This is a genomic window from Halomonas halophila, from assembly GCF_030406665.1.
GTDB lineage: Bacteria > Pseudomonadota > Gammaproteobacteria > Pseudomonadales > Halomonadaceae > Halomonas > Halomonas halophila.
Genome location: NZ_CP129121.1, coordinates 1,763,577 through 1,789,634, shown reverse-complemented (window position 1 = coordinate 1,789,634; position 26,058 = coordinate 1,763,577). Strand labels below are relative to the sequence as shown.

General features: G+C 68.1%; 23 protein-coding genes. 6 read left to right on the top strand and 17 right to left on the bottom strand.

Going from position 1 to position 26,058, the window contains the following annotated elements; translation table 11 throughout:
- Positions 1-2: 2 nt before the first annotated feature.
- Complete coding sequence (locus QWG60_RS08220) at positions 3-1,115, bottom strand: YihY/virulence factor BrkB family protein (protein WP_146907464.1); 1,113 nt, start codon at positions 1,113-1,115, stop codon at positions 3-5.
- Positions 1,116-1,241: 126 nt separating this feature from the next.
- On the opposite strand from QWG60_RS08220, the gene QWG60_RS08215 reads away from it, so the two are divergent.
- On the top strand, positions 1,242-2,336 hold the full coding sequence (locus QWG60_RS08215; RefSeq protein WP_146907466.1) for a bifunctional nicotinamide-nucleotide adenylyltransferase/Nudix hydroxylase: 1,095 nt from the start codon (positions 1,242-1,244) through the stop codon (positions 2,334-2,336).
- A 122-nt stretch (positions 2,337-2,458) separates the two neighbouring features.
- On the opposite strand, the gene QWG60_RS08210 is transcribed toward QWG60_RS08215, so the two are convergent.
- The 7 genes from QWG60_RS08210 to QWG60_RS08180 all read right to left on the bottom strand — a co-directional run bounded on the left by QWG60_RS08210 (position 2,459) and on the right by QWG60_RS08180 (position 10,296).
- On the bottom strand, positions 2,459-3,376 hold the full coding sequence (locus tag QWG60_RS08210) for a LysR substrate-binding domain-containing protein (RefSeq protein WP_046078713.1): 918 nt from the start codon (positions 3,374-3,376) through the stop codon (positions 2,459-2,461).
- 92 nt (positions 3,377-3,468) lie between these two features.
- Positions 3,469-4,887, bottom strand: coding sequence for a cardiolipin synthase (gene cls, locus QWG60_RS08205; RefSeq protein WP_035598513.1), 1,419 nt, complete (start codon positions 4,885-4,887; stop codon positions 3,469-3,471).
- A gap of 109 nt (positions 4,888-4,996) precedes the next feature.
- A complete protein-coding gene (locus QWG60_RS08200) occupies positions 4,997-6,502 on the bottom strand; it encodes a fumarate hydratase (RefSeq protein WP_035598516.1) in 1,506 nt (501 codons plus the stop codon).
- Between the two features lie 220 nt (positions 6,503-6,722).
- Complete coding sequence (gene nei, locus QWG60_RS08195; protein ID WP_146907468.1) at positions 6,723-7,544, bottom strand: endonuclease VIII; 822 nt, start codon at positions 7,542-7,544, stop codon at positions 6,723-6,725.
- 77 nt (positions 7,545-7,621) lie between these two features.
- On the bottom strand, positions 7,622-9,643 hold the full coding sequence (gene uvrB, locus QWG60_RS08190; protein WP_146907470.1) for an excinuclease ABC subunit UvrB: 2,022 nt from the start codon (positions 9,641-9,643) through the stop codon (positions 7,622-7,624).
- A gap of 45 nt (positions 9,644-9,688) precedes the next feature.
- Positions 9,689-10,099, bottom strand: a complete 411-nt coding sequence (locus QWG60_RS08185) for an OsmC family protein (protein ID WP_146907472.1) — start codon at positions 10,097-10,099, stop codon at positions 9,689-9,691.
- The gene (locus QWG60_RS08180; protein ID WP_046078719.1) at positions 10,099-10,296 is read right to left on the bottom strand and encodes a hypothetical protein; all 198 of its coding nucleotides are present in this window, start codon (positions 10,294-10,296) and stop codon (positions 10,099-10,101) included. Before QWG60_RS08180 ends, QWG60_RS08185 begins: the two co-directional genes overlap by 1 nt.
- 141 nt (positions 10,297-10,437) lie before the next feature.
- Here QWG60_RS08180 and ygfZ point away from each other — a divergent pair, with 141 nt between their 5' ends.
- Complete coding sequence (gene ygfZ / locus QWG60_RS08175) at positions 10,438-11,475, top strand: CAF17-like 4Fe-4S cluster assembly/insertion protein YgfZ (RefSeq protein WP_146907474.1); 1,038 nt, start codon at positions 10,438-10,440, stop codon at positions 11,473-11,475.
- A gap of 9 nt (positions 11,476-11,484) precedes the next feature.
- Here ygfZ and QWG60_RS08170 read toward each other — a convergent pair whose 3' ends face one another.
- From QWG60_RS08170 to QWG60_RS08150, 5 genes are all read right to left on the bottom strand, one after another.
- The gene (locus QWG60_RS08170; protein ID WP_146907476.1) at positions 11,485-12,255 is read right to left on the bottom strand and encodes a TatD family hydrolase; all 771 of its coding nucleotides are present in this window, start codon (positions 12,253-12,255) and stop codon (positions 11,485-11,487) included.
- Between the two features lie 162 nt (positions 12,256-12,417).
- Positions 12,418-14,007: a peptide chain release factor 3 gene (prfC, locus tag QWG60_RS08165; RefSeq protein ID WP_035598590.1), complete on the bottom strand. Its 1,590-nt coding sequence runs from the start codon at positions 14,005-14,007 to the stop codon at positions 12,418-12,420.
- Positions 14,008-14,199: 192 nt separating this feature from the next.
- Positions 14,200-14,505 carry a hypothetical protein gene (locus QWG60_RS08160; RefSeq protein ID WP_146907478.1) on the bottom strand — a complete coding sequence of 102 codons (306 nt, stop codon included), beginning with the start codon at positions 14,503-14,505 and terminating at the stop codon, positions 14,200-14,202.
- A 136-nt stretch (positions 14,506-14,641) separates the two neighbouring features.
- On the bottom strand, positions 14,642-15,499 hold the full coding sequence (gene cysQ, locus QWG60_RS08155) for a 3'(2'),5'-bisphosphate nucleotidase CysQ (protein WP_146907480.1): 858 nt from the start codon (positions 15,497-15,499) through the stop codon (positions 14,642-14,644).
- Positions 15,493-16,158 carry an SDR family oxidoreductase gene (locus QWG60_RS08150; protein ID WP_146907482.1) on the bottom strand — a complete coding sequence of 222 codons (666 nt, stop codon included), beginning with the start codon at positions 16,156-16,158 and terminating at the stop codon, positions 15,493-15,495. The genes cysQ and QWG60_RS08150 overlap by 7 nt, the downstream gene beginning before the upstream one ends.
- A gap of 145 nt (positions 16,159-16,303) precedes the next feature.
- On the opposite strand from QWG60_RS08150, the gene QWG60_RS08145 reads away from it, so the two are divergent.
- Together QWG60_RS08145 and QWG60_RS08140 are read left to right on the top strand one after the other, a co-directional pair.
- Positions 16,304-17,650 carry a type II toxin-antitoxin system HipA family toxin gene (locus tag QWG60_RS08145; protein WP_146907485.1) on the top strand — a complete coding sequence of 449 codons (1,347 nt, stop codon included), beginning with the start codon at positions 16,304-16,306 and terminating at the stop codon, positions 17,648-17,650.
- Complete coding sequence (locus tag QWG60_RS08140) at positions 17,647-17,949, top strand: helix-turn-helix transcriptional regulator (protein WP_146907487.1); 303 nt, start codon at positions 17,647-17,649, stop codon at positions 17,947-17,949. Before QWG60_RS08145 ends, QWG60_RS08140 begins: the two co-directional genes overlap by 4 nt.
- Positions 17,950-17,971: 22 nt before the next feature.
- Here the strand turns inward: QWG60_RS08140 and QWG60_RS08135 are convergent, their stop codons facing one another.
- On the bottom strand, positions 17,972-21,109 hold the full coding sequence (locus tag QWG60_RS08135; protein WP_146907489.1) for an efflux RND transporter permease subunit: 3,138 nt from the start codon (positions 21,107-21,109) through the stop codon (positions 17,972-17,974).
- Positions 21,106-22,356, bottom strand: a complete 1,251-nt coding sequence (locus QWG60_RS08130) for an efflux RND transporter periplasmic adaptor subunit (RefSeq protein ID WP_146907492.1) — start codon at positions 22,354-22,356, stop codon at positions 21,106-21,108. Before QWG60_RS08130 ends, QWG60_RS08135 begins: the two co-directional genes overlap by 4 nt.
- A gap of 439 nt (positions 22,357-22,795) precedes the next feature.
- Here QWG60_RS08130 and QWG60_RS08125 point away from each other — a divergent pair, with 439 nt between their 5' ends.
- Complete coding sequence (locus QWG60_RS08125) at positions 22,796-24,067, top strand: ATP-binding protein (protein WP_146907494.1); 1,272 nt, start codon at positions 22,796-22,798, stop codon at positions 24,065-24,067.
- 21 nt (positions 24,068-24,088) lie between these two features.
- Complete coding sequence (locus QWG60_RS08120; protein WP_035598567.1) at positions 24,089-24,628, top strand: response regulator transcription factor; 540 nt, start codon at positions 24,089-24,091, stop codon at positions 24,626-24,628.
- A 123-nt stretch (positions 24,629-24,751) separates the two neighbouring features.
- On the opposite strand, the gene QWG60_RS08115 is transcribed toward QWG60_RS08120, so the two are convergent.
- Both QWG60_RS08115 and hybE read right to left on the bottom strand, forming a co-directional pair.
- Complete coding sequence (locus QWG60_RS08115; RefSeq protein ID WP_046078731.1) at positions 24,752-25,522, bottom strand: 3-hydroxybutyrate dehydrogenase; 771 nt, start codon at positions 25,520-25,522, stop codon at positions 24,752-24,754.
- Positions 25,523-25,620: 98 nt separating this feature from the next.
- A complete protein-coding gene (gene hybE / locus QWG60_RS08110; protein WP_186810038.1) occupies positions 25,621-26,055 on the bottom strand; it encodes a [NiFe]-hydrogenase assembly chaperone HybE in 435 nt (144 codons plus the stop codon).
- Positions 26,056-26,058 lie beyond the last annotated feature (3 nt).

The following is a 26,058-nucleotide window of genomic DNA, read 5'->3' as shown; positions in this document are numbered from 1 at the left end:
GCTCAGCGAGGCGAAGTGGGTCGGGAGACCGGGTCGCCATTGGTGCCATCGGCGTCCTTCGCCCTCGCCTCGGCGTGGGAGGACGACCCGCTGGCACGTTCGCCGGCGGGCATGCGATCAGACGTCTCGTGAGGCGTCGCGTCGGCACGGTGGCGGCCGGGCCACCAGCGATGGCCGTTCGTCGCGGGCTCGTCACGGGACTCGTCCTCGACCAGCTCGTGATGCACCAGCACGGCGGTATTGCGCGGGATCACCTTGCCGCCCCGTGCCAGCAGCAGGCTCTTGGTGAAGGCGGCGCCGAACAGCAGGATCAGCGAGCTGTAGTAGACCCACAGCAGCACGACCACCACCGAGCCCGCCGCCCCGTAGGTGGACGCGGTGGCGGTATAGGCCAGGTAGGTGGCGATGGCGCTGCGACCCACAGCGAACAGCAGTGCGGTCACCACGGCCCCCACCAGCACGTCGCGCCAGCTCAGCAGCACGTCCGGCAGCACCCGAAAGATGGTCGCAAACAGGGCGCTGACCAGCGCCAGCGAGACCAGGAACTCCACCCCGGCGGTCAGGGCGCCGACGAACGGCATCAGGTCATCGGCCGCGTTCAGCAGCGACTTGACCGCCACGCCCAGCACCAGCGACACCAGCAGGATGAAGCCGATGGCCAGCACCACCGTCATCGACAGGGTGCGCTTCTTGAGCAACAGCAGCACGCTGTTGGCCTTCGGGTGAGCGGTGACGCCCCACAGGGTATTCAGCGAGTACTGCATCTGGCCGAACACGGTGGTCGCGCCGACCAGCATGGCGCCGATGCCCATCAGCGTCGGCCACAGCCCCGAGGCCTCGATGCGCGACTGGGCCACGGCGTTCTGGATGGCCTCGGCGGCCCCGGTGCCCATGGTGCCCTCGAGCTGGGCGACGATCTGCCCCTGGGCGGCCTCCTCGCCCAGCACCACGCCGATGACGGTCACCGCGATGATCATGGTCGGTGCCAGCGAGAACAGCGTGTAGAAGGCCAGCGAGCCGGCATAGCTGAAGGCGTTGCGCTCGACCCACAGCTTGACGGCGTCGCGGGTCACGACCCACCAGAAGAGTACGACCTGCTTGATACGGCTCCACATCACGATGTCTCCTTCACAGTCCCTTGCCGCGTCAGCATACCGGAGCCTTCCGGTCGTCACGAGCATTGGCATTGCACGGCTTCATGGGGCTCACCATAATGGGCCTTTTCCCGCCGGAGCCCCGCCATGTGTCCGCCGCCGGACGTCGATACGTCCTCCCCCGACTTCGATTGCCTGGTCTTCATCGGTCGCTTCCAGCCGCCCCACCTGGGGCATCTGGCGGTGATCCACGAGGCGCTCAAGCGGGCCCGGCAGGTGATCGTGCTGGTGGGCTCCGCCTGGCAGGCCCGCTCGCTGCGCAATCCTTGGCGCTTCGAGGAGCGCCGCCGGATGCTCAGGAGCGCCTTCGATGCCGACGACAACGCCCGGCTCGAGATCGTGCCGCTGCTCGATGCACTCTACAACAACGACGTCTGGGTCCGTGACGTGCAGCGCAAGGTGCGCGACATCGCCTCGCCGAGCCATGCCAGACTGCCGCGTATCGGCCTGATCGGCGCCAGCCGCGGCCAGTCCAGCTACTACCTCTCGCTCTTCCCACAGTGGGAGTCCGTCAGCGTGCCGATGGTCGAGGGCATCTCGGCGAGCCAGATCCGCGAGCGGCTGTTCCGCTCGTCGATCGCCGCGGCCGACTACGCCAGCGCCGGCGCCTCCCACGACCTGCCGCCGGGCGTCGTGGACAGCCTCAAGGGATTCCTCGAGACCGAGGCCTTCGAGCAGCTGGTGGAGGAACAGGGGCTGCTGGAGCAGTACCGTCAGGCCTGGGCCCATGCGCCCTACCCGCCGGTGTTCGTCACCGCCTGCGCGGTGGTGGTGCAGTCGGGGCACGTGCTGCTGGTCAAGCGTACCGCGGCGCCGGGCAAGGGGCTCTATGCCCTCCCCGGCGGCTTCATCAGCCCTCAGGAGCGGCTGCTGGACGCCTGCCTGCGGGAGCTGCGCGAGCGGGTGCGGCTCAAGGTACCGGAACCGGTGCTGAAGGGATCGCTGCGCGGGCAGCGGCTGTTCGACGAGCCACATCGCAGCTGGCGGGGACGCACCCTGGCGGAAGCCTTCTACTTCGCCCTGCGCCCGGAGCAGCAGCTGCCGCAGCTCAAGCCGGTCAAGGGCGGCGACCACGCCCGCTGGGTGCCGCTGGCCGACCTCGAACCCGATGCGCTGTTCGAGGACCACTTCTTCATCATCCAGAATTTCCTGGGCCTGCCCGCGGACTTCGGTGGCCCGTGATCGGGGTATAGCAGAGCGGACATGGGGTCAGACCCTTCAGTGGCCTTAGGATCTCCGATCCTAAGGCCACTGAAGGGTCTGACCCCGAGACAGCGCCCGATACGATGATCCGAACCGACAGATCAGGCCTGGAGGAAATCCCGCGGCAACTTCATCATCTGCCGCCACAGCTTCTCCACCCCCGGCTTGTGCACCAGAGAGCAGCGATAGAGCCGGATCTCCAGCGGCACGTCGTAGCTCTCGGCGCCAGCCCGCACCAGGCGACCGCTGTTGAGCTCCTCGCGGATGCAGAAGTCGGGAATCCAGGCCATGCCCACCCCCTGCAGCACCATGCCCTTGAGGCCTTCGGCCATGGCGGTCTCGTAGACCACCCGCAGCCGCATCCGCAGCGGGTCGTTCTTGAGCAGCATGCGCACGCTGCGCCCGAGGAAGGCGCCCTGGGTATAGGCCAGGTACGGCACCTCCTGGCGCCCCTCCAGTGGGAAGCGTGGCTTGCCCGACTCGTCCGGCAGGCTCACCGGCACCATCTTGACCTGGCCGATGGAGAACGACGGAAAGACCTCGGCGTCGAGCTGCATGGTGGCATAGGGGTCGTAGTAAGCCAGCATCAAGTCGCAGTTGCCTTCCCTCAGCACGTGGATGGCATCGCCCACGTTCATCGCCACCAGCCGCGTCGGCAGCTCGCCCACGCCCTTCTGCAGGCGAGAGATCCAGGGCGGGAAGAAGCTCAGTGCCAGGGAGTGGGCGGCGACGATGTCGAGCGCCTCGTTGGCCATCGACAGTCCGCGCAGGTGCCCGAGGCTCTCGTTGAGCTGCTCGACCATGTTGCGCGCAGTGACCAGGAACAGCTGGCCCTGGGGCGTGAGATCGACCGGGGTGGTGGAGCGATCGACCAGGGTCACGCCCACGGCCTGCTCCAGGGAGCGGATGCGACGACTGAAGGCCGGCTGCGTGACATGACGCTGGCGGGCCGAGGCGGAAAAGCTGCGGGTATTGGCCAGGGCGACGAAGTCTTCCAGCCACTTGGTCTCGAGGTTCACCACGACTCCCGATCACGGATGCATTAGCGGCCCGGGGGCCAGCCAGGTCGCTAATGTACCCCAGGCGCCCACACGACCCAAGCAAAGGACGCTCACTGCACCGGTGCGAACAGGTAGGCGCCCCGGGACACCAGCTTCTTCCACAGCGGTCGCGAGCGGATCTCCTCCAGCGACACTTCCCGGCAGCCGGCGAAATCCCGCTCCAGCATGGCTTCCACCTCGGCGGCGAAACCGCGGTCAGGCACGAAGGCGGTGACCTCGAAATTGAGCCGGAAGGAGCGATTGTCGAGGTTGACCGTGCCCACGCAGGCCGCCGCATCGTCGATCAGGATCACCTTCTGGTGCAAAAACCCCGGCTGGTAGCGATAGACCTTGACCCCGGCGCGCAGCATGTCGGGCAGGAAGGAGAAGGCCGACAGGAACACCAGCAGGTGGTCCGGACGTTCCGGCATCATGATGCGCACGTCCACGCCACGCATCGCCGCCAGGCGCAGGGCGTCCTGGACGCTGTGATCCGGTACGAAGTAGGGACTGGTGATCCACAGCCGCTCGTGGGCGCGATGAATGGCGTGCTGCACCAGCAGGCTGGCGGTCTCCTGGGGGTCGGCCGGCCCCGAGGGCACGATGACCACGTTCTGCGACGAGGCCTCGCTCTGTCGCGGCAGCCAGTCCAGGCGGATCACCTCACCGGTGGCCCAGTGCCAGTCCTCCCAGAAGGCCTCCTGCAGGCCGAGCACGCTGGGGCCAGTGAGCTTGAGATGCGTATCCCGCCAGTGCCCGTGGCGGGCATGCTGGCCCAGGTATTCGACGCCGACGTTATGGCCGCCGATCCAACCCTGATAGCCGTCGACCACCACGATCTTGCGATGGTTGCGGAAGTTGAGCTGGAAGCGATGCCTCAACCCGCGGGAGGAGTGAAAGGCGCTGACTTCGATGCCGGCCTCGCGCAGCGCCTTCAGGTAGCGCTCGGGCAAGGCATGGCTGCCGATCTCGTCATACAGGAAGCGTACCCAGACCCCCCGCTCCGCCGCCGCGCACAGCCGCTCGCGCAGGCGGCGCCCCAGGTCATCGTCACGCACGATGAAGAACTGGATCAGGATGTAATCCTCGGCGGCGTCGATGCCGGCGAACAGGCTGTCAAAGGTCGCCTTCCCATCGACCAGCAGTTCGGCGCGATTGCCACTGGTCATCGGCATCATCGCCAGCTTCTCGACCGCCCGCACATCGGCCTCCCGGGCGCCGGCCAGGTAGGGCACGATCCGCTCGCGATAGCCTTCCAGCACGCGACGGAGCACGGTGTCGCGCTCGCCACGCGCGGAGACGTAACCATAGAAGCGCGGTCGACCGAACACCCAGTAGGCCGGCACCGCCAGATAGGGCACGGTGACCAGCGACAGGATCCAGGCGATCGCCCCCTGTGAGGTACGCGCCGACATCAGCGCCTGCACCGCCGACAGCATGCCGAGCAGATGGAGGGCGAGGATCAGCATGCCGAGCAGCCATGACGTCATGAGCAGACTCCCTTTCCGTGGGATGAGCGGCCGAAGTGCCCAGCATACGCAAAACGACGACGACCCCGCCAGTTGGCGGGGCCGTCGATCATCACGCTGGCGTCAGGGATCAGGCGCGCTCGGCGATGATCTCCTTCCACTTGGCCGGACCGGTCTGGTGGACCGAGGTGCCCGCGCTGTCCACGGCCACGGTCACCGGCATGTCCTCCACCTCGAACTCGTAGATGGCTTCCATGCCCAGATCCTCGAAGCCGACCACCCGGGCCTGCTTGATGGCCTGGGCCACCAGGTAGGCGGAACCGCCCACCGCCATCAGGTAGACGGCCTGGTTGTCGCGGATCGCCTCGATGGCCGCCTCGCCCCGCTCGGCCTTGCCGACCATGCCCTGCAGGCCGGTCTGCTCGAGCATGGTGCGGGTGAACTTGTCCATGCGCGTCGCGGTCGTCGGGCCTGCCGGGCCGACCACCTCGTCACCGACCGGATCGACCGGGCCGACGTAGTAGATGAAGCGGCCCTTGAGGTCCACCGGCAGGCTCTCGCCCTTGGCCAGCATGTCGACCATGCGCTTGTGGGCGGCGTCGCGGCCAGTCAGCAGCTTGCCGTTGAGCAGCAGGGTGTCGCCGGGCTGCCAGCTCTGCACCTCTTCCGGGGTGATCGCATCGAGGTTGACGCGCTTGACGTTATCGCCCGCCTCGCGGGTGATCTCCGGCCAGTCCTCCAGCTTCGGCGCCGGCAGGGCCGCCGGGCCGGTGCCGTCCAGCGTGAAGTGGGCGTGACGGGTGGCCGCGCAGTTGGGGATGATCGCCACCGGCTTGTTGGCGGCGTGGGTCGGGTAGTCCTTGACCTTGATGTCGAGCACCGTGGTCAGGCCACCGAGGCCCTGGGCGCCGATGCCGCTCCGGTTGACCTTGTCGTAGAGCTCGAGGCGCAGCTCCTCGGCGCGATCGGACGCCCCGCGGGCCTGCAGGTCCTGGATGTCGATCGGGTCGAGCAGCGATTCCTTGGCCAGCTCCATGGCCTTCTCGGCGGTACCGCCGATGCCGATGCCGAGCATGCCGGGCGGGCACCAGCCGGCGCCCATCTTGGGCAGCTGCTCGAGCACCCAGTCGACCACGCTGTCGGAGGGGTTGAGCATGGCGAACTTGGACTTGGCCTCGCTGCCGCCGCCCTTGGCCGCCACGTGCACTTCCACGGTGTCACCGGGCACCAGCTTGTGGTGGATGATCGCCGGGGTGTTGTCCTTGGTGTTCTGACGCTTGCCGTCCGGGTCGGCCAGCACCGAGGCGCGCAGGATGTTGTCGGGCAGCTTGTAGGCCCGGCGCACGCCCTCGTTGACCATGTCGTCGAGGCTCATGTCGGTCTCGAAGCGCACGTTCATGCCGACGTGGACGAAGACGGTGACGATGCCGGTGTCCTGGCAGATCGGCCGATGGCCGGTGGCACACATCCGCGAGTTGATCAGGATCTGGGCGATGGCGTCCTTGGCCGCGGGGTTCTCCTCGCGCTCGTAGGCCGCCGCCATGGCGTCGATGAAGTCCTTGGGATGGTAGTAGGAGATGTACTGCAGGGCATCGGCGACGCTCTGGATGAGGTCATCCTGGCGGATCACGGTCATGGGCAAGACGCTCCATTGGTGGGTCGACACGCCCGCTTCTCAAGGCAGATGCCGGACTCAACGCTGATCCGGCAGACGCCTGCGGCCGGAAACCGGTGGCGGGCTCGAACGGGCAAGCATTATATCGCACTTGCCTTTCTGCGGCAGCGCTACCGATGTTAGCGAGATAAGGAAAAAGCAAGATAACGGTATAATTTTTCACCGAGAGCCTCGGGTAGGCTCAGTCCGGCTGGCAGGACGGGCAGCGATAGAGCCGCCGCGAGGCCACGCTGAGCTTCTCGATCCGCCGCTCGCAGCGATGGCACGGCAGGCCTTCACGCTCGAAGGCGGCGAAGCGCCAGCGCCTGCGGCTACGCCCCTCGCGACGGTCGGCGGCGGCCCAGTCGTCGCGGTTGGTCACCCCGCCGGTCTCGTAGGAGCGCCGCGTCAGGGCCAGCATCTGCTCGGCCAGCTCGCGACGCTTGTCGTCGGACAGGTCGACCGGCCGGGACCGATGGGAAAGCGCGGCGAAGAACAGGATCTCCGAGCGCAGGTAGTTGCCGAGCCCCGCGACCAGGGACTGGTCCAGCAGCAGGCCGCCCAGGCGGCGTCCGCGCCAGCGCGGGTCCATCAGCCGCTCGACGATGGTGTCGACCGTCACGTCATGGGTCAGCAGATCGGGACCGAGCCGCGACAGGAAGGGATGCTCGTGCAGGCGCCCTTCTTCCCACAGCGACACGTCGGAGGCGCTGTAGAGGCTCGCCATGCGATTCCCGGCGGTCAGGCGCACGCGCAGCGAGCGCTGGGTGTCCGGCTCGCGCTCGGCGTCGTGGAGCTTCCACACGCCATAGAGCTGGTTATGGGAATACAGTACCCGACCGTCGTCGAGGCGGGTCAGCAGCGCCTTGCCCCAGCTGTCGACCGCCCTCACCTCGCGGCCGATCAGCGAGCCGGCCTGGTCCGCCAGCTCGGGAAACGCGAACCAGGCGTCGTCGAGGCGACGCCCGCCGATGTGGTCGTGCAGCGCATCCGCCGCACGACGAATCTCGGGTCCTTCCGGCATGTATGCTCCTCACCACACATTCCATAAAAGCCAGGCGATGCCTGAATGGCGACGAGTGCCGCCAGTTTCAGGCGCACCTAGCCGACCGCGAGCTGACGCTCCTTCAACTCCAGCAGCCGGTCGCGCAGCCGCGCGGCCTCCTCGAACTCGAGGTTCTGCGCGGCCTCGGACATGGCGTCCTCCAGCCGGGTGATCTCCTTCGCCAGCTCGGCCGGGCCCAGGTCGTTCGGATCGTAGACCGCCGAACCCTCGGCCACCTTGCGCTCGCTCTTGCGGCCCTTGCCCTTGCGCCCCGGGGCCTCGGCGGCCTCGAGGATGTCGGCCACCGAGCGATGCACCGTCTCCGGCACGATGCCGTGTTCCTCGTTGTGGGCGATCTGCTTGGCCCGGCGACGCTCGGTCTCGTCCATGGCGCGGCGCATGGAGTCGGTGATGCGGTCGGCGTAGAGCACCGCCTTGCCGTGGGCGTTGCGCGCCGCCCGGCCGATGGTCTGGATCAGCGAGCGCTCGTTGCGCAGGAAGCCTTCCTTGTCGGCGTCGAGGATGGCCACCAGCGACACCTCCGGGATATCGAGGCCCTCGCGCAACAGGTTGATGCCGACCAGCACGTCGAACTTGCCGAGGCGCAGGTCACGGATGATCTCGACCCGCTCCACGGTGTCGATATCGGAGTGAAGGTAGCGCACCCGCACGTCGTGCTCGTCGAGGTACTCGGTGAGGTCCTCGGCCATGCGCTTGGTCAGGGTGGTGACCAGCACGCGCTCCTCCACCGCGGTGCGCTCGCGGATCTCCGACAGCAGGTCGTCGACCTGGGTGGAGGCAGGCCGCACCTCTAGCTCGGGGTCGAGCAGCCCGGTGGGGCGTACCACCTGCTCGACCACCTGGCCGGCGTGCTCGGCCTCGTAGGGGCCGGGCGTGGCCGAGACGAAGACCGTCTGCGGGCTGATCCGCTCCCACTCCTCGAATTTCATCGGCCGGTTGTCCAGCGCCGAGGGCAGCCGGAAGCCGTACTCGACCAGCGTCTCCTTGCGCGAACGGTCACCCTTGTACATGCCCCCCACCTGGGGAACGCTGACGTGGGACTCGTCGATGAACAGCAGCGCGTCGCTGGGCAGGTAGTCGAAGAAAGTCGGCGGCGCCTGGCCCGGCTCGCGGCCCGAGAGGTAGCGCGAGTAGTTCTCGATGCCGTTGCAGTAGCCGAGCTCGAGCATCATCTCGATGTCATAGAGCGTGCGCTGCTCGAGGCGCTGGGCCTCCACCAGCTTGTCGTGCTGGCGCATGAAGGCCAGCCGCTCGGCGAGTTCCTCCTTGATGCGATCGATGGCGCCCATGATGGTCTCGCGGGGCGTGACGTAGTGCGACTTCGGGTAGATCGTCATGCGCGGTACCTTGCCGCGCACCTCGCCGGTCAGCGGGTCGAACAGGCTGATGCCGTCGATCTCGTCGTCGAACAGCTCCACTCGCACCGCCTCGTCCTCGGCGTCGGCCGGAAAGATGTCGATCACGTCGCCGCGCACCCGGTAGGTGCCGCGCTTGAAGTCCAGGTCGTTGCGGGTGTACTGCAGCTCCGCCAGGCGGCGCAGGAAGGCCCGCTGGTCGATCAGCTCGCCGCGATTGAAGTGCAGGCGCATCTTCAGGTACTGATCGGGATCGCCGAGGCCGTAGATGGCCGACACCGAGACCACGATCAGGGCGTCGCGACGCTCGAGCAGCGCCTTGGTCGCCGACAGGCGCATCTGCTCGATGTGGTCGTTGATCGAGGCGTCCTTCTCGATGAAGGTGTCCGAGGACGGCACGTAGGCCTCGGGCTGGTAGTAGTCGTAGTAGGAGACGAAGTATTCCACGGCGTTGTCGGGGAAGAACGACTTGAACTCGCCGTAGAGCTGGGCCGCCAGCGTCTTGTTGGGCGCCATGACGATGGTCGGGCGCTGCAGGCGCTCGACCACGTTGGCCATGGTGTAGGTCTTGCCCGAACCGGTCACGCCGAGCAGCGTCTGGTGGGCCAGCCCGGCATCGAGCCCGTTGACCAGGCCCAGGATGGCCGAAGGCTGGTCGCCGGCGGGCCGGTACTTGGACTCGAGTCGGAATGCCTTGCTCATCGGGTCTCCTGGTCTGGTGACGGCAGGTCACATGAATCTGGGGGCTCAGTCGCGCTGCCGGGTGGTGATCTCCACCGTGGCGGCGGTCATCAGGCGGTGAATCGGGCACTTGTCGCTGATCTCCTCGAGCCGCGCCCGCTGGGCGTCGTCGAGATCGCCGAGGAAGGCCATGACGACCTCCAGACGATAGACGCCGCGGCGCTCCTCGCGTTCATCGCGATTGACCGTCACCTCGACGCCTGCCAGCGGCCATTCCTTGCGCCGTGCGTACATCTGGGCGGTGATCGCCTTGCAGGCGCCCAGCGACAGGTCGAAGTAGTCGTGGGGATCCGGCGCGCTGCCCTCGCCGCCGAAGGCCTCGGGCACGTCGACGAACAGGTCCTCCGCACCCTCGAGCTCGACCCGCTGGCGGAAGACGCGATCGCGCTGACTGGTGACGCGGATCGGCGGCTTCATCACGACACCTGGATGCCGAGCCCCAGCTTCTTGACGGCCTGAATCAGCGCCTCGCGACGCGCGCGGCCGTCGACCTCGGCGCCGTGGCGACCGACCTCGACACTCTCGACGCCGTCGAGCATCATCAGGGCGGTGGTGATGCGATTGACCTGATCGGCGTTCTCGACGCCCTTGAAGGTGAGGCTCTGCTGGGCCATGGGCTGGCTCTCCGGTCGGCTGGATGGGAACGGAACGAGTCTAGCATGCCGCCTCGGGGCCCGGCAGCGGTTGCATTGACGCCCCGACGCCCTCATCTCGGGGGAGCAAAGGCCTAAGGAAAGAGACGAGGAAGATCCCACATGAATGATTGGCTCGACCGCCTCGGCGGCCGCCGGAAAGACGACACGCGCCTCGTCTTCGAGACGCCGGACCAGGCACATCTCGCCATGGACGCCACCGTGATGACGCCGCTGGTCCATCTGGGCATCCTCGATGTCAGCGGCGCCGACGCCGAAGGTTTCCTGCAGGGCCAGACCAGCGCCCAGGTATCGCTGGCCGACGGCGCCTTCGCGCCGCTGACCAGCTTCTGCACGCCCAAGGGCCGGATGCTGGCCAACGCCCAGCTGTGGCGCGTGGCCGAGGGCCACTACCGGCTGCTGATGCATCGCAGCCTGGTGCAGGGCCTGAACGACCATCTCAGGAAGTTCGCGCCCTTCTACAAGGCCGAGCTCACGGTCCGCGACGACCTGGCGCTGATCGGACTGATCGGGCGCGAGGCGCCGGCAGTGGCCGAGGCGCGCCTGGACGTGCGGCCACCCACGGCCTGGCATCAGGCCAACGGCGGCGACCTTCAGCTGCTCGCCCATCCCGGGCCGCGCCCTCGCCTGCTGGCCTGTCTGCCCGCCGAGCGCGCCGAAGCCATCTGGCAGTCGCTGGCCGATCAGACCACCCCGGTCGACAACGCCGTCTGGCGCCTGCACGACATCCAGGCCGGGCTGGCCTGGCTGAACGCCGACCAGGCCGACGCCCATCTGCCGCAGATGCTCAACTGGGAGGCGCTCGGTGGCATCAGCTTCAAGAAGGGCTGCTATACCGGCCAGGAAGTCGTGGCCCGCGCGCACTTCCGCGGTCAGGTGAAGAAGCGCCTGGTGCGCGGCCAGCTCGAGGGCGAGCGACTGCCCGCCGAGGGCAGCGCGGTGGAGGATGCCAACGGCAAGAGCCTGGGCGAGGTACTGTGCGCCGAGCTCGACGCCTACGGCCAGCCGGAGGTGCTCGCGGTGATGAGCACCAAGCAAGCCCCCGAACCGCTCAGCGTCGACGGCCAGCAGTTCAAGCGCCTGCAGCTGCCCTACCCGCTCGAACGCCTGGACCCGGAGAGCCTGGCCGCCAGAGTCTGACCGCCCACGTCACCCATGCGCCGGCAGGCCGAACAGCCGCCGAGCGGTGGCGGCGCTGTTCGCCGCCACCCGCTCGGCGGTCAGCCCTCGCAGCTCGGCCACCCGACGACACACCTCGCTCACCCTGGCCGGCTCGTTACGCTCTCCCTGATGACCGGCCGGCGGCATGTCCGGACTGTCGGTCTCCAGCACGTAGCCATCGTCCGGCAGCGCGGCCACGCTGCGCTGCAGTCGCTTGGCTCGATCGTGGGTCAGCGCCCCGCCAAGCCCCACCACGAAGCCGAGATCGAGAAACGCCTGAGCCTGCTGGGGCGAGCCGGCGAAGGCGTGGATCAGCCCGCCGGCCTCGGGCGACAGCTGACGCAGCCGCTTGGCCAGCTGATCGTTGGCCCGCACGCAGTGGATCACCAGCGGCAGGTTCCTCGCCTTGGCGAGGCGGACCTGGCCGTCGAACAGCGCCCACTGGGCGTCCAGGGTGTCAGTGAAGCGCGCATCGATGCCGCACTCGCCCAGCGCCACCGCCTCGGGGTGCGCGTCCAGCGCCGCCGCCAGGGCATCGACGTCGCCCTCGCGGTGATCCTGCATGAAGTACGGATGCAGCCCCAGGCAGACGCTGATGTCATGCCGTGCTCCCAGCGCCAGCACCCGTGGCCAGTCGCGACGCCGGGTGCCCGGTACCACGAAGTGCTCGACGCCCGCCGCATGGGCACGCGCCAGCACCGCCTCGCGGTCGGCGTCGAAGTCGGGAAAGTCCAGATGGCAGTGGGCGTCGATCAACATAAGCTGGAAGCTGGAAGCTGGAAGCTGGAAGCTGGAAGCTGGAAAGAAGCGTAACGCGAACCGCCCCTATGGCAAGTGCCTAGGGGTGGTTCTTCTTCTCGCTTTCAGGCACGAAGCGCCGCTCTTCAAGCCTCTAGCCTAAGGCTCCGGGCGCAGCCCGGGTCAGTGCTCGCGGGTCGGGCTGAAGCGCACGTCCGGCCAGCGCTCCTGGGTCATCTGCAGGTTGACCCGGGTCGGTGCGATGTAGGTCAGGTAGCCACCGCCGTCGATGGCGAGGTTCTGGCTGGCCTTGCGCTTGAACTCCTCGAGCATCTTGGCGTCGTCGCAGTAGACCCAGCGGGCGGTCTGGACGTTGATGCCCTCGTAGATGCAGTCGACCTTGTACTCTTCCTTGAGGCGATGGGCGACCACGTCGAACTGCAGGGTGCCCACGGCGCCGAGGATCAGATCGTTGTTGTCCATCGGCATGAACACCTGGGTGGCGCCCTCCTCGGACAGCTGCTGCAGGCCCTTCTGCAGCGCCTTCATCTTCAACGGGTCCTTGAGGCGCACGCGTTTGAACAGCTCCGGAGCAAAGTGCGGAATGCCGGTGAAGCGCATGTCCTCGCCCTGGGTGAAGGTGTCGCCAATCTGGATGGTGCCGTGGTTGTGCAGGCCGATGATGTCACCGGGCCAGGCTTCCTCGACATGGGAACGATCCGAGGCCATGAAGGTCAGGGCGTCGGCGATCTTGACGTCCTTGCCGATGCGCGTGTGGCGCATCTTCATGTTCTTCTCGTACTTGCCCGAGCAGACCCGCAGGAAGGCGATCCGATCGCGGTGGTTCGGGTCCATGTTGGCCTGGATCTTGAACACGAAGCCGGTGAACTTGCCGTCCTCGGATTCCACCGTACGCAGATTGGTCTCCCGCGGCTGGGGTGCCGGCGCATACTCGACGAAGCCGTCCAGCATCTCGCGCACGCCGAAGTTGCCCATGGCGGTACCGAAGTACACCGGGGTCAGCTCGCCGCGACGATAGGCCTCGAGGTCGAATTCGTGGGAGGCGCCGCGCACCAGCTCGACCTCCATGCGCAGCTCCTCGGCGGCGTCCTCGCCCAGGATCTCGTCGACCTCGGGGCTGTCGAGGCCCTCGATGCGCTTGTCCTCGGGGATGCGGTTGCCCTGGCCTTGGGTGTAGAGGTGGATGACGTCGTTGTAGAGGTGATAGACGCCCTTGAAGTGACGGCCCATGCCGATCGGCCAGGTCATGGGCGCGCACTGGATGTTGAGCACCTTCTCGACCTCGTCCATCACTTCGATGGGGTCACGGATATCACGGTCCATCTTGTTGATGAAGGTCAGGATCGGCGTGGTGCGCAGCCGGCAGACCTCCATCAGCTTGATGGTGCGGTCCTCGACGCCCTTGGCGCCGTCGATCACCATCAGCGCCGAGTCCACCGCGGTCAGGGTGCGGTAGGTATCCTCGGAGAAGTCCTCGTGGCCCGGGGTGTCGAGCAGGTTGACGATACGCCCACCGTAGGGGAACTGCATCACGGAGGTGGTCACCGAGATGCCGCGCTCCTGCTCCATCTTCATCCAGTCGGAGGTGGCATGACGATCGTCGCGCTTGCTCTTCACCGAACCCGCCATCTGGATGGCGTTTCCGAACAGCAGCATCTTCTCGGTGATGGTGGTCTTACCCGCATCGGGGTGCGAAATGATCGCGAAGGTGCGACGCAGCGCGGCTTCTTGGGCGATAGGGTCGGTCGACATTGAGGCTCGTTACTGATCAGTACTCGCCCGCATGCTCGGGCATCCAAGCAGGTCGGGGCGATGATGGGTGTGGGAAATGCAGCGATTGTACCGCCCGGCCCGGCCTCTGTCTCGAGCCTATCGACAGCCGCCGGGGAAGCGCCTCGCGGTTACCGCGCCTGGACGTGACCTCGGCAGCGCCCGGCGGAACGACTAGACCGCCACTCCCAGTGCCTCGCCCAGCGCCTCGATGACGAACGCCTTCACCCGGGGATCATCGGGTGCAGCCACTTCCACTGCCAGCAGACGCATGGCCAGGATGTCGCTGCCGCGACTGACATCGTAGAGCGGATAGCAACGATCACCGCACTGCAGCATCAGGAAGAGTCCCCGTCGGGGATCCCAGCCGACGCCGCGCAACGGCTCGTGACGCGACACAATGAAAACCACCTCGGGTGCGGCGCCGACACGCGCGTGAAGTCGGTGCAGGGGACGCCGCTCGATCTCGACATGACACATGTGACCGCCTCCGACTGACCTGATCGGACCTATACGATAGTCCAAACGGGGGAGGTCACAGGGTGACATGTGGATGAAAATTTTGCGCCTCAGGGATTGTCGAACAGCGGTCGACTTCCAGCCGAACCGGGGAGGCTCAATCCCCCTCGACGAGGCTCTCGGCCAGCGCCCGCTCCCAGCGGGGATCTCGCTCGCCACAGGCGATGAAAGCGGGATTGAGCAGCGAGTCATGACGGTTGCAGCGAAGCGGCTTGAGGGACCCGGCATCCAGTACCTGGCCACCGGCCGCCGTCACCACCGCCTGGGCCGCCGCCGTGTCCCACTCGCTGGTCGGGCCGAAGCGCGGATAGAGGTCGGCGCTCCCCTCCGCCACCAGACACAGTTTCAGCGAACTGCCTCGCGAGACGAGCGCGTGGCATGGCAGGCGTTCCAGGAAGCTCGCCAGCGCCGACAGGCCATGGGAGCGGCTGCCCATGACCCGCCAGGCCTCGAACGCCGGGTCCGGCAGAGGGCGCACGCCGATCGCCCGCGTCTCACCGGCCTCACGCCGCCAGGCGCCCTCTCCGAGCTGGCCGAACCAACTCACGCCGAGCGTCGGCGCATGCACGATGCCGAAGGTCGGCACGCCGTCCTCGATCAGCGCCACGTTGAGCGTGAAGTCGCCGCTGCGTCGGATGAACTCCTTGGTCCCGTCCAACGGGTCGACGAGCCAGTAGCGCTGCCAGGTGCGGCGAGTGGCGTAGGGCACGGCCTCCGACTCCTCGGAAAGCACCGGTACCGCCGGCGTCACCTCGCCGAGCAGGTCGACCAGCGCATGGTGGGCACAGAGATCGGCCTCGGTGACCGGGCTGTCGTCGGCCTTGGTCTCGACGTCGAAGGGCCGTCGATAGATCGCCATCACCGCCTCGCCGGCCGCCTCGACGCCCGCCAGCAGCCGTTCGCGCGCCGCGGGGGTGACGAAGGCGCCTCTCTCTCCTGCCGCGGCGCTCACCATGGCAGGCGTTCGCCGTTGCTGTGCCAGAAACCGCCGCTGGTCTCCAGCGTCAGCGCCTCGATGCGCTCGGCCAGCCCCGCGGCGGCCTCTGCCGGGGAAATCAGGCCGCCGAAGCCGACCATCCGTGTCTGTACATAGCCGGGATGCAGCTGGGCCACGGCGATGCCGCGCGGGGCCAGATCCACTGCCAGCGACTTGCCGAAGGCGTTCAGCGCCGCCTTGGAAGCGCGGTAACCGTATCGGCCACCGGAATCGTTGTCGGCGATCGAGCCCATGCGGCTGGTGATGTTGGCGATCTTCGCCCCTTCACCCAGGCACGGCAACAGCGCCTCCACCACCCGCAGCGGCGCATAGGCGTTGATCTCCATCTGGGTGCGGATCGCGTCGAAGTCGATCTCTCCCAGTACCTCGTCATGGAGCATTCCGGCGTTGTTGATCAGCAACGCCAGCGCCTGGCCCTCGAGCTCGGCGACCAGGCGCTCCACGTCCTTCTCACGCGTCACGTCGATTCCCTCGATGACGCGAGCCGCCACCTCGGCCAGCTCGAAGGACGCCTCCCGGCAGACACCGATCACGGTCCAGCCCGCGTCATGGTAGTGGCGCGCCAGCGCCAGCCCGACGCCGCGATTGGCGCCGGTGATCAGTACGGTGGACGTCATGTCGTCTCCTTGCATGCGCAAAACATTTTTGAGCAGGAAATCTGCTCAAAGATTGTGACAAAGCCCTTTTTTGAGAAAGATAGTTCTCAAAAAAAGCCTGACTGCTCTATCCTGAGTAGCATATTGCTCAAAACAGATGCCTTCCATGCAGCTGACGATCCAGATCCATCACCAGACGCGTTGGCAGGACGCCGCGCTGCTCGAGATTCCGGCGCCGGAACGGGGAACGCGCGGACCGGCCAGGCTGGGATACTTCCAGGACTATGCACTGGCCTGGATGTTCCACGACGACGAACACGCGTGCAGCCTGACCCTGCCCGTCGAATTGATGATGACCCACCGCGGCGACCGCTGGTTCGGCTTTCTCGAGGACATCATGCCGGCCGGTGCCAGCCGCCGCTACTGGATCGAGCATCTGGGGTTGCAGGACCTCGACCCCGGCCAGCAGGACAGTGAACTGCTGCGCCGCGGTACCATAGCGCCGGTAGGAAACCTGCGCATCCGCGAAGCACTCCCCGAACGCCCGGCCGGAGATGCCCTGGCGTCCCTGCGCTTCCCGCAGGAAGAGGTGCTGGAACGCCATACAGACTTCCTCGAATACGCTCAGCAGATGGGCGCCGCCAGCGGCGGCGCCACCGGCGCCGGTGGGGAGGCCCCCAAGCTGCTGGTACGTCGCACCCCGGATCGTCAGGTGTGGATCGACACCTGGCAGGACGACACCACCACGCCCGACGCCCATTATCTGGTCAAGTTTCCCCGCGGGAGCCGCAGCGACGACGACTGCGACATCCTGCGCGCCGAATATCACTACTATCGCGAGTTGCATGCCCTTGGCGTGGATACCGTGCCTGTCGAAGGCCTGGAGCTCCACGAGGGCACCCGCTATCCCTCTCTCTGGCTGCCGCGTTTCGATGTCGAATGGCGCCAGGGCCAGCTCCATCGCCACGGTCTGGAATCGGTATACGCGCTGCTCGGCGTCGCACCGGGCACTCACCTGCGCCACCCCGCGGCCATTCGCCGACTGGTGGCGCTGCTGAAGGGCCAGCATCGGGTACGCGAGGGCCGCGAGCCCTTCGATGCGGCCGCTTTCGTCATCGAATGGGTCAAGCGGGACCTGCTCAATCTGGCCTTCGGCAATTCGGACAATCACGGTCGTAATGCCGCCCTGCTCAAGCGTCCCGAGGGCATCTGGCACGCACCGGTCTATGACTTCGCCCCCATGAAGGCCGACCCCGAGGGCGTGACCCGGACGACGCAGTGGGGGCCGACATTCGAACGAGGCGGAGACGTCGACTGGCCGGCAGTCGCCGAGCACCTGGCGGATCTGGTCGAGCCGGAGCGCCTGATGGGTGAGCTACGAGCCCTGGGCGACCGCCTGCCGGGCCTTCGCGATCGACTGGCGGATCACGGCGTGCCGTCGCGCATCCTGGACATGCCGGCGGTGGGACTGAACCATCTCGATGATCGCCTGACGCGCTGGGGGCTGACATGAAGCCACAGGCCCGCTCTCCCCAGGCGCGCCAGGCGGCGCTGCTCGAACAGCTGCGCCTGCTGATGCGCGGCGAGACCACCGAAGGCCGCGTGCTGCGCACCCTTCGGCGCGAGGTCCTGGGCCTGACCCAGACGGCCTATGCCGAGCTGGTCGGCGTCAGCCGGCGCACCCTGTCGGACATCGAGCGGGACGCCGGCAACGCCTCCATGGCCAGCCTCGACCGGGTCTTCCGACCGCTGGGGCTCAAGGTCGGCCTGATGCCGCGACAGCCCGAACTGCTGGCCGAACTGCTCGGCTAGTCATGACCCGATCCCGCGCCCGTCACTCGGTGTCCGTCAGCGCCACGCGCCCGAAGCGCTCGCGCAGGTGCTCGAGATAGCTGAGCAGCGCCGGAATCACCGCCAGCACCAGCAGCGTCGAGAGCCCCAGGCCGAAGGCGATGGACACCGCCATCGGGATCAGGAACTGGGCCTGCAGCGAGGTCTCGAACAGCAGCGGCATCAGCCCGCCGATGGTGGTCAGCGAGGTCAGCAGCACCGCGCGCACGCGCTGGACCACCGCCTCGTTGAGCGCGGCATCGATGGCCAGCCCCCGATGGCGCTGCTGGCGATAGAAGGCCACCAGGATGATGGCGTTGTTGACCACGATGCCGGAGAGCCCGAACAGGCCGAACAGCGACAGCATGGTCAGGTCGAGCCCCATCAGCCAGTGGCCCACCAGCGCCCCCACCAGCGCCAGCGGAATCGTCGCCATGACGATCAACGGCAGGCTCCAGGAGGCGAACACCCAGGCCAGGACCACGTACATCAGCGCCAGTCCCACCATCAGCCCGACGCGCATGTCGGCGAAGGTCTCGCGCTGGTCGGCGGCGCGACCCTCGAAGCTGTAGCGCACCCCATGATCACGCATCAACGTCGGCAGCACCGTGGCTTCCAGGTCGGCGAGGATGCGGTCGGGCGTGTTGACCGCCGTATCCACTTCGGCGGTGACCTCCACCGCCAGGTTACCGTCCGCATGGCGCAGGGCCGAGAAGCCCTGGCGGTGGTCGAAACGAGCCACCTGGTCGAGCGGCACGAAGTCGCCGCCGGGGGTGCGGATCGACAGTCGCGACAGCGAGCTCAGCCGCTCGCGCTGCGCGCGGGGCAACAGCACCCGCACCTCGACCTCGTCCGGCCCGTCCTGATAGACCTGCACCAGACGACCGTCGTAGGCGGCCCGCAGCTGGCGCCCCAGCTCCCGGGTCGTCAGGCCCAGCGCCTCGCCCCGCGGGCTGACCCGGTAGATCAGCTGCTCGCGGCCCCAGGGCATGTCGTCCTCGGTGGCCAGCACCCCGGGCAGCTGGGAAAGCGAACGCGACAGCGATTCCGCCGCCGCCTTCAGGGCCTCGGCGGACTCCCCGGTCAGGCGCACGTTGACATCCTTGCCCGGCGGGCCGGCGCTGCGCTCGCTGATGGTCAGGTTCTCGATACCCGCCGGCAACGCGAGGCGCGAACGCCAGTCGCGGATGATCTCGGCATTGCGGGCCGACCGGTCGTCGGACGGGATGAGCTCGACCATGATCGAGCCCAGATTGTCGCCGCTGCGCCCGGCCGCGCCCTCGGCGATCACCGCGCCGTGACGCGTCACCGCCTGGGCCACCAGGCCACCGCCCAGCGCCTCGTCGGTCGCCGCGAGGGCGGTTTCCATGTCACCCAGGAAGGCGTCGACCCGGGCGCGGTCGGTGCCGGCGACGAAGCTGGCGTTGGCATAGAGCACGTTGGGCTCGGGCGTGGGGAAAAAGTTGAAGGCCAGCCGCCCGCCGACCAGCAGCCCCGCCGTGGCCAGCACCACGGCCACCGCCGCCGCCAGGGTCGCGGCCCGATAGCGCAGGGTCAGCGCCGAGAAGCGTCGGAAGGGCCCCTGGCGGAAGGCATCGAAGGCGGCATCGAAACGCGCCCGGGGCCGGCCCAGCGGCGAGAGACTCGGCGACTTGGCGCCTGACGAAGCGGCGGCAGGTACGAAGGCGTTGCGCAGATGCGCGGGCAGCACCACGAAGCACTCCAGCAGCGAGGCGACCAGCACGCAGATCATCACCACCGGGATGTCGCCGAGGATGCTGCCGATCACTCCGCCCACCATCAGCAGCGGCATGAAGGCCGCCACCGTGGTCAGCGACGAGGCCATCACCGGCCACAGCATGCGTCGCGCGGCGCCCTCGGAGGCACGCTGCGACGCCTCGCCCTGGCGGAAGTGGGCGTCGGCGTCCTCGCCCACCACGATGGCGTCATCGACGATCACCCCCAGCGCCATGATCAGCGCGAACAGCGAGATCATGTTGATCGAGCCGCCGATGATCCAGAACGTGGCCATCGCCCCGAGAAAGGCGGTGGGAATGCCGACCGCCACCCAGAACGCCACCCGGCCCGGCAGGAAGAAGTAGAGCAGGCCGAGCACCAGCAGCAGGCCGCCCAGGCCGTTGCTGATCAATAGCCCGATACGCTCGGCGATCAGCTGCCAGGTCTCGTCGTGCACCTCGAGCGTCACCGTGGGCGGCAGCAGCGGCCGGGTCTCGTCGAGCCAGGCTCGCAGCGTCTCGGCGGCCGCCAGGGAGTTGCCGTCCTCGCTGCGCTGGAGCAGCAGCTCCACCGCGCCCTGGCCATCTCGGCTCAGGGTCACCTCGCCCTGCTGGGGCTCCTGGCGAATGATGGCGATGTCGCCCAGGCGCAGCTGCACCCGATCGCTGCCGAGAATCGGCAGCTCGGCGAAACCGGCCGGCGAGCGGCGCTGCTCGACGGCGCGCAGCTCGCGGGCACTGTCGCGCTGGCCGATCAGCCCGGCCGGCAGATCACGGGAGAGGGCCTCCACGCGCTCGGCGATCTCGTCGAGGGACAGCTTCAGCTCTTCCAGGCGACGGGCCGGCACCTCGATGCTGATCTGCTGCTCGGGCAATCCCTCGATCTCCACCCGGTCGAGGCCCGCCTGGAGCAGCGAATCCTCCAGGCGATTGGCCAGGTGGCGCAGCTCGTCGTCGGACAGCGTACCGTGAAGCAGCAGCCGCGCGACCGGTTCGAAGTGCGCCACCCGGCTGATGCGCGGCTCCTCGGCGTCGACCGGCAGATGGGTGAACTCGGCAACCCGCTGGCGCACATCGTCCAGCGCCAGCACCGGGTCGGCACCTTCACGGAACTCCAGGGTGATGCTGGACACCCCCTGGGCCGAGGTCGAGGTCATGCGCTTGAGACCCTCGATGCTGCGCAGACGCTGTTCCAGCGGCAGAGTGATGCCCTGCTCCACGTCCTCGGCAGCGGCGCCGCCCCACACCGTGCTCACGGTGACGACGTCGAGAGAGAAATCGGGAAAGAACTGGACGTTCATGCGCGTCAGGCCCAGCGCCCCACCCAGCAGCATCACCAGCATCACCAGATGGGCGGCGACGCGATGCTGGACGAAGAAGCCCAGCGGGCCCCGGCGACGGCTCATTCGTCCTCCTCGTCGCCGACCACCTGGAGCTTGAGCCCCTCGGCGGCGTTGGGCAGGTGCGTGACGATCACCTCCTGACCGTCGGCCAGCCCCGCGCCGCTGACCAGCACCCAGCCATCGTTCGTCGCCGCGCCATCCCCCCTTGCATCGCCGGCCACCGGGCCATGGCGTTCGATCCGCAGCCGGCGCATGCGGTCATCCTCATCGCGCAGATACAGCACCTCGTCGCCATAGAGGGCGCTGGCGGGCACCGCCAGGCTGTCGGCCACCGGCGGGCGGCGCAGCATCACGTCGACCAGGCTGCCCGGTCGCAGCGCGCGGGGCATCCCCTCCAGGCGCAGGATCGCTTCGGTACCGCCGGGCGCGCTCTCTCCGACGAACCCCTCGAGACGAAAGCGCGCCCTCTCGCCGACGGCATGGGGATGCCGGCCGTCATCCAACGCCACCTGCAGCTCGTCGAGGTAGGCGCTGGGCACCTGGGCACGCAGTTCCAGACCGTCGCGCGGGTAGATCGACAGCAGCTCGGCGCCCTCGCCGACCCGCTCACCCGGCGCCACCGCCACGCCGCTGACGATGCCGGCGAAGGGCGCCTCGACCCGGCTGCGCTCGGCATCACGACGCGCCTCGTCCAGCCCCGCCCGGGCTTCGGCCAGCCCGGCCTCGAGCTGGGCCAGCCTGGCGGGATACCCGGCCAGCGCACCTTCCCTAGCGTCCACCGTGACCCGCGCCTGGGCCAGCGCATCGCGAGCGTCATCCAGCGACGAGGCGGAGGCCAGGTTACGCTCGGACAGCGAACGGACCCGTTCCAGCCGGCGGCGAGCGTTGCCGAGCAGTTCGCGCTCTCGGGCCAGGGCGGTGCGATCGCTCTCCTGGCGGACCCGTTCCGCCTCGATCTGCGCCTCCAGATCATTGACCCGCGCCTCGGCACGCGCCACCACCGGGGCCACGTCCGCCTCGTCCAGGGCCACCAGCAACTGGTCTTCGGCCACGCGCTGTCCATCGCGCACCGGCCGTTCGGCGATGCGCGCGGGCAGCGGCGCGGTGAAGGTCACCGCCTCGGGCGCGACGATCTCGCCGTAGAGCGGCAGCAGCGGGGCATGACTCGACAGTGCCACGGACAGCGTCTCGACCCGCCAGCTGCGCTCCTGGGGCGCCACCTCGGCGGGCTCCGGTCGCGTCGCCCTGAGGCCAAGGAAGGCGGCGGCGCCGAGCACCAGGAACAGCACGGGAATCAGCAGTCGTCGCATCGGGTATCCATCGAGCAGGATTCGAGAGTCCCAATATACCGCCTGAGCCACGGGGAGAAACCCGCTCTCCGCGACTCCCTTGCGCGCCGTCATCGTTCCGTCATCCCGCGCCCCTATCGTCATGCCCCGATTTCATCAGGAGAACGATCGATGCGACTGGGACGCGACCTGCTGGGCCTGGCGATGCCGCCGGGACACACGCCACATGCGAGGCCACGGACTGGCCCACACGATGCCGTGCCAGGCCTCGAGATGCACACGCCGTCGCGGCCGGCGGTGACCTCCGGCGTGATGAGCCCGGACCTGCTGACCGGGCGCGCCATGCGCTGGTCACGACATCGAGGTCGGTCGAGGAGCGACGCCTGACCGCACCCCACCGCGGGACGCGGTGCGGGGCGATCGGGTATCATCGCGGCCACGATTCTGCCGCGGAGCCGTCATGCCAGCCGCCCTGCCCCTGCCGCTGTCCACCCCCAACCGCAACATGGTGCGCCTGACCATCGTCCGCGGCATCACCTGGACCGGATTCCTCTTCGGCATCGTGATCGGCGTGACGGGGCTCGGCTTCGAGCTCGACGTGCCTGCCGTCGGCGCGGTGATCGTGGTGATGGCGCTGATCAACATCGGCACCTGGTGGCGCCTGGGCCGCCCTCGGGACGTCAGTCACCGTGAATACCTGGCGCACCTGCTGGCCGACATGGCCGGCCTGACGCTGCTGTTCTACTTCACCGGCGGCGCCACCAACCCCTTCATCAACTACTACCTGGTGCCGGTCACCATCGCCGCCGCCACCCTGCCCTGGCGCTATGCCTGGGGCGTGGCCGTGGCCGGCCTGGCCGGCACCAGCGTGCTGATGGTCTTCTACCACCCGGTGCCCCAGCTCGGCATGCCGCACCTCCAGGACGGCGTCAGCCTGCACATCCTCGGCGTATGGCTGAACTTCGCCCTGTCCGCCGGGCTGGTGACCTTCTTCATCTTCAAGATGGCCCGCGCCCTGCGCGGCCGCGAGCAGGCCCTGTCACGCACCCGCGAGGCGGTGCTGCGCAACGAGCAGGTGCTGGCGGTGGCCACCCAGGCCGCCGGCACCGCCCATGAGCTCGGCACGCCGCTGTCGACCATGGCGGTGCTGCTCAACGAGATGCGCGAGGATGCACGCGGCAACGAGCTGCTCGAGAAGGACATCGATCTGCTGCGCGAACAGGTCGACACCTGCAAGTCGCGCCTGCGCCACCTGGTGGACAACGCCGACCGCCGGCGCATGGCCAATGCAGAGATTCGCGAGGCCAGGGAGTGGCTGGAGGAGGTCGTGCAGCGCTGGCTGGTACTGCGCCCGGACGTCGGCTATCGCCTCGAGGTGACCGGCCGCCGCGGCACGCCCCGCCTGAGCGTGGACACCACCCTCGCCCAGGCGCTGACCAACCTGCTCAACAACGCCGCCGATGCCAACCCGGACAACATTCTGATCCAGCTCGACTGGAAGACCGACGAGGTGGTGATCGACATTCGCGACCACGGCCCCGGCGTCTCGCTGGACATCGCCGACCAGCTCGGCGAGACCTTCGTCTCGACCAAGAGCAAGGGGCTCGGCATCGGCCTGTTCCTGACCCATGCCACCATCAATCGCTTCGGCGGCGGCGTGCGGCTGTACAATCATCCCGAAGGCGGCACCCTGACCGAGGTGACCCTGCCCCGCAGCGCCCCCGAGGCCTGAGCCGATCACAGCGAGGATGCCATGCAAGAGACCGACGAACGCCTGCTGATCGTCGACGACGACGAGATGTTCTGCCACGTGCTGCACCGCGCCATGAGCCGACGTGGCTTCGAGGTGCTGGTGGCCCACGACGCGGAACGCGCCCTGGCCCTGGCGCGCCAGCATGAACCCACCATGGCCACCCTGGACCTGAAGCTGGAACAGGAATCGGGGCTCAAGCTGCTGCCCGAGATGCTCGAGGCGGTGCCGGACTGCCGCGTCGTCGTGCTGACCGGCTACTCGAGCATCGCCACGGCGGTGCAGGCGATCAAGCTCGGCGCGGTGAACTACCTGTGCAAGCCCGCCGACGCCGAGGAGATCCTCGCCGCCCTGTCACAGGAGGAAGCCGATCCCGAGGCCGAGGTCGCCGAGCATCCGCCGTCGATCAACCGCCTGACCTGGGAGCACATTCAGAAGGTGCTGCAGGAGCACGACGGCAATATCTCCGCCACCGCACGGGCGCTGGGCATGCATCGCCGCACCCTGCAGCGCAAGCTGCAGAAGCGGCCGGTCAGGCGCTGAAATACGGGCGACGGGCGACGGGCGACGGGCGACGGGCGACGGGCGACGGGCGACGGGCGACGGGCGACGGGCGACGGCAAGAGGTTAGGTCGTTGCTCGCCGCCCGCCGCCCGAACGCGGGGGTTACTGCGCCGTCCAGCCAAGATCGATGTTCCAGCTGGCGCCGGTGACGGCCCCCGCCGCATCGGAGGCCAGATAGCCCACCAGCGACGCCACCTCGCCGGGATCGATCAGACGCTTGACGGCGGCGTTCTTGAGCATGATCTGCTCGACCACTTCCTGCTCGTCCATCCGGTTCAGTTTGGCCTGGTCGGCGATCTGGTTCTCCACCAGCGGCGTCTTCACGTAGGCCGGGCACAGGGCGTTGGCGGTGATGCCCTGCGAGCCACCTTCCAGGGCCGCGGTCTTGGTCAGCCCGATCAGGCCGTGCTTGGCGCTGATGTAGGCGGCCTTGCCCGGGGACGCGACCTGGGCGTGGATCGAGGCCACGTTGACGATGCGCCCCCAGCCGTTCTCCCTCATCGACGGCCAGGCCGCCTGGGTCAGCAGGAAAGGGGCGGTCAGCATCAGGTCGATGATGCGCCGCCACTGCGCCTCGGGAAACTCCTCGATCGACGACACGTGCTGGATGCCGGCATTGTTGACCAGGATATCGAGCCGGCCGAAGCGGCTCAGGGCATCGGCCACCGCCGCCTTGCAGGCCTCGCCATCGGTCAGGTCGGCCTGGAAGAAGGCGGCACCCGCGCGCTCGGCGATCGCCTCCCCCTCGGGATTGAAATCCACCGCCAGCACCTGATGGCCCTGCTCGCGGAAGTGACGCACCACGGCCTCGCCGATGCCGCTGCTGGTGCCGGTGACGAGTGCCACCCGCGGCGTGGAAGATTGAGCGGTCATGAAGTCTCCTCGTTCCAGTTCCATGGGAAAGGTGAAGCTACGACGCTGCGTCACCAGCATATGAACCTTTGCCGCACTGCACCAGAGCGACCTTTCTCCTACTCGGCGGCAGCCGGTGCCATCACCTGCGCCATCAACCGCTGGGCCAGCCGACTGCCGTCCTGCACCGAATCGAGATCGGCGAGATCCTCGAGCAGCACGCACTGCCACAGCCACTCGCCCCCGGCCAGCGACACCGCCTCGAAGGGATAGCGTCCGGAGGGCAGTGCCAGCGTCAGGCGTGCCCCCTCACCGGGCGGTAGCGCGTCGTTCGCCTCCGGCACCAGCGCCAGCGACAGCGAGACCGGCGTGATCAGCGCGCCCAGCAGGCCACGATCGCCACTGGGCATCTCCTGCGGCTGGAAGCACAGCGCATCCACCCCGAGCCGAGCGTTATAGCCGTGCTCACGGCGGGCGGCCTCGAGGAAGGTACGCTCCCAGGCCTGCGCCAGGCGGTTCAGGCGGTCGTATTGATCGGCGGACAGGGCCTGCATCAC

What these genes read in the sequence shown, in the direction of transcription:
- cls (WP_035598513.1), bottom strand. Translation starts at nt 4,887, where the DNA reads ATGACGTCATGGCTGCTCGGCATGCTGATCCTCGCCCTCCATCTGCTC.
- QWG60_RS08220 (WP_146907464.1), bottom strand. Translation starts at nt 1,115, where the DNA reads ATGTGGAGCCGTATCAAGCAGGTCGTACTCTTCTGGTGGGTCGTGACC.
- ygfZ (WP_146907474.1), top strand. Translation starts at nt 10,438, where the DNA reads ATGAATGATTGGCTCGACCGCCTCGGCGGCCGCCGGAAAGACGACACG.
- QWG60_RS08115 (WP_046078731.1), bottom strand. Translation starts at nt 25,522, where the DNA reads ATGACCGCTCAATCTTCCACGCCGCGGGTGGCACTCGTCACCGGCACC.
- QWG60_RS08120 (WP_035598567.1), top strand. Translation starts at nt 24,089, where the DNA reads ATGCAAGAGACCGACGAACGCCTGCTGATCGTCGACGACGACGAGATG.
- QWG60_RS08135 (WP_146907489.1), bottom strand. Translation starts at nt 21,109, where the DNA reads ATGAGCCGTCGCCGGGGCCCGCTGGGCTTCTTCGTCCAGCATCGCGTC.
- prfC (WP_035598590.1), bottom strand. Translation starts at nt 14,007, where the DNA reads ATGTCGACCGACCCTATCGCCCAAGAAGCCGCGCTGCGTCGCACCTTC.
- QWG60_RS08215 (WP_146907466.1), top strand. Translation starts at nt 1,242, where the DNA reads ATGTGTCCGCCGCCGGACGTCGATACGTCCTCCCCCGACTTCGATTGC.
- QWG60_RS08185 (WP_146907472.1), bottom strand. Translation starts at nt 10,099, where the DNA reads ATGAAGCCGCCGATCCGCGTCACCAGTCAGCGCGATCGCGTCTTCCGC.
- QWG60_RS08130 (WP_146907492.1), bottom strand. Translation starts at nt 22,356, where the DNA reads ATGCGACGACTGCTGATTCCCGTGCTGTTCCTGGTGCTCGGCGCCGCC.
- QWG60_RS08170 (WP_146907476.1), bottom strand. Translation starts at nt 12,255, where the DNA reads ATGTTGATCGACGCCCACTGCCATCTGGACTTTCCCGACTTCGACGCC.
- QWG60_RS08200 (WP_035598516.1), bottom strand. Translation starts at nt 6,502, where the DNA reads ATGACCGTGATCCGCCAGGATGACCTCATCCAGAGCGTCGCCGATGCC.
- QWG60_RS08145 (WP_146907485.1), top strand. Translation starts at nt 16,304, where the DNA reads ATGCAGCTGACGATCCAGATCCATCACCAGACGCGTTGGCAGGACGCC.
- uvrB (WP_146907470.1), bottom strand. Translation starts at nt 9,643, where the DNA reads ATGAGCAAGGCATTCCGACTCGAGTCCAAGTACCGGCCCGCCGGCGAC.
- nei (WP_146907468.1), bottom strand. Translation starts at nt 7,544, where the DNA reads ATGCCGGAAGGACCCGAGATTCGTCGTGCGGCGGATGCGCTGCACGAC.
- QWG60_RS08125 (WP_146907494.1), top strand. Translation starts at nt 22,796, where the DNA reads ATGCCAGCCGCCCTGCCCCTGCCGCTGTCCACCCCCAACCGCAACATG.
- QWG60_RS08160 (WP_146907478.1), bottom strand. Translation starts at nt 14,505, where the DNA reads ATGTGTCATGTCGAGATCGAGCGGCGTCCCCTGCACCGACTTCACGCG.
- QWG60_RS08150 (WP_146907482.1), bottom strand. Translation starts at nt 16,158, where the DNA reads ATGACGTCCACCGTACTGATCACCGGCGCCAATCGCGGCGTCGGGCTG.
- hybE (WP_186810038.1), bottom strand. Translation starts at nt 26,055, where the DNA reads ATGCAGGCCCTGTCCGCCGATCAATACGACCGCCTGAACCGCCTGGCG.
- cysQ (WP_146907480.1), bottom strand. Translation starts at nt 15,499, where the DNA reads ATGGTGAGCGCCGCGGCAGGAGAGAGAGGCGCCTTCGTCACCCCCGCG.
- QWG60_RS08140 (WP_146907487.1), top strand. Translation starts at nt 17,647, where the DNA reads ATGAAGCCACAGGCCCGCTCTCCCCAGGCGCGCCAGGCGGCGCTGCTC.
- QWG60_RS08180 (WP_046078719.1), bottom strand. Translation starts at nt 10,296, where the DNA reads ATGGCCCAGCAGAGCCTCACCTTCAAGGGCGTCGAGAACGCCGATCAG.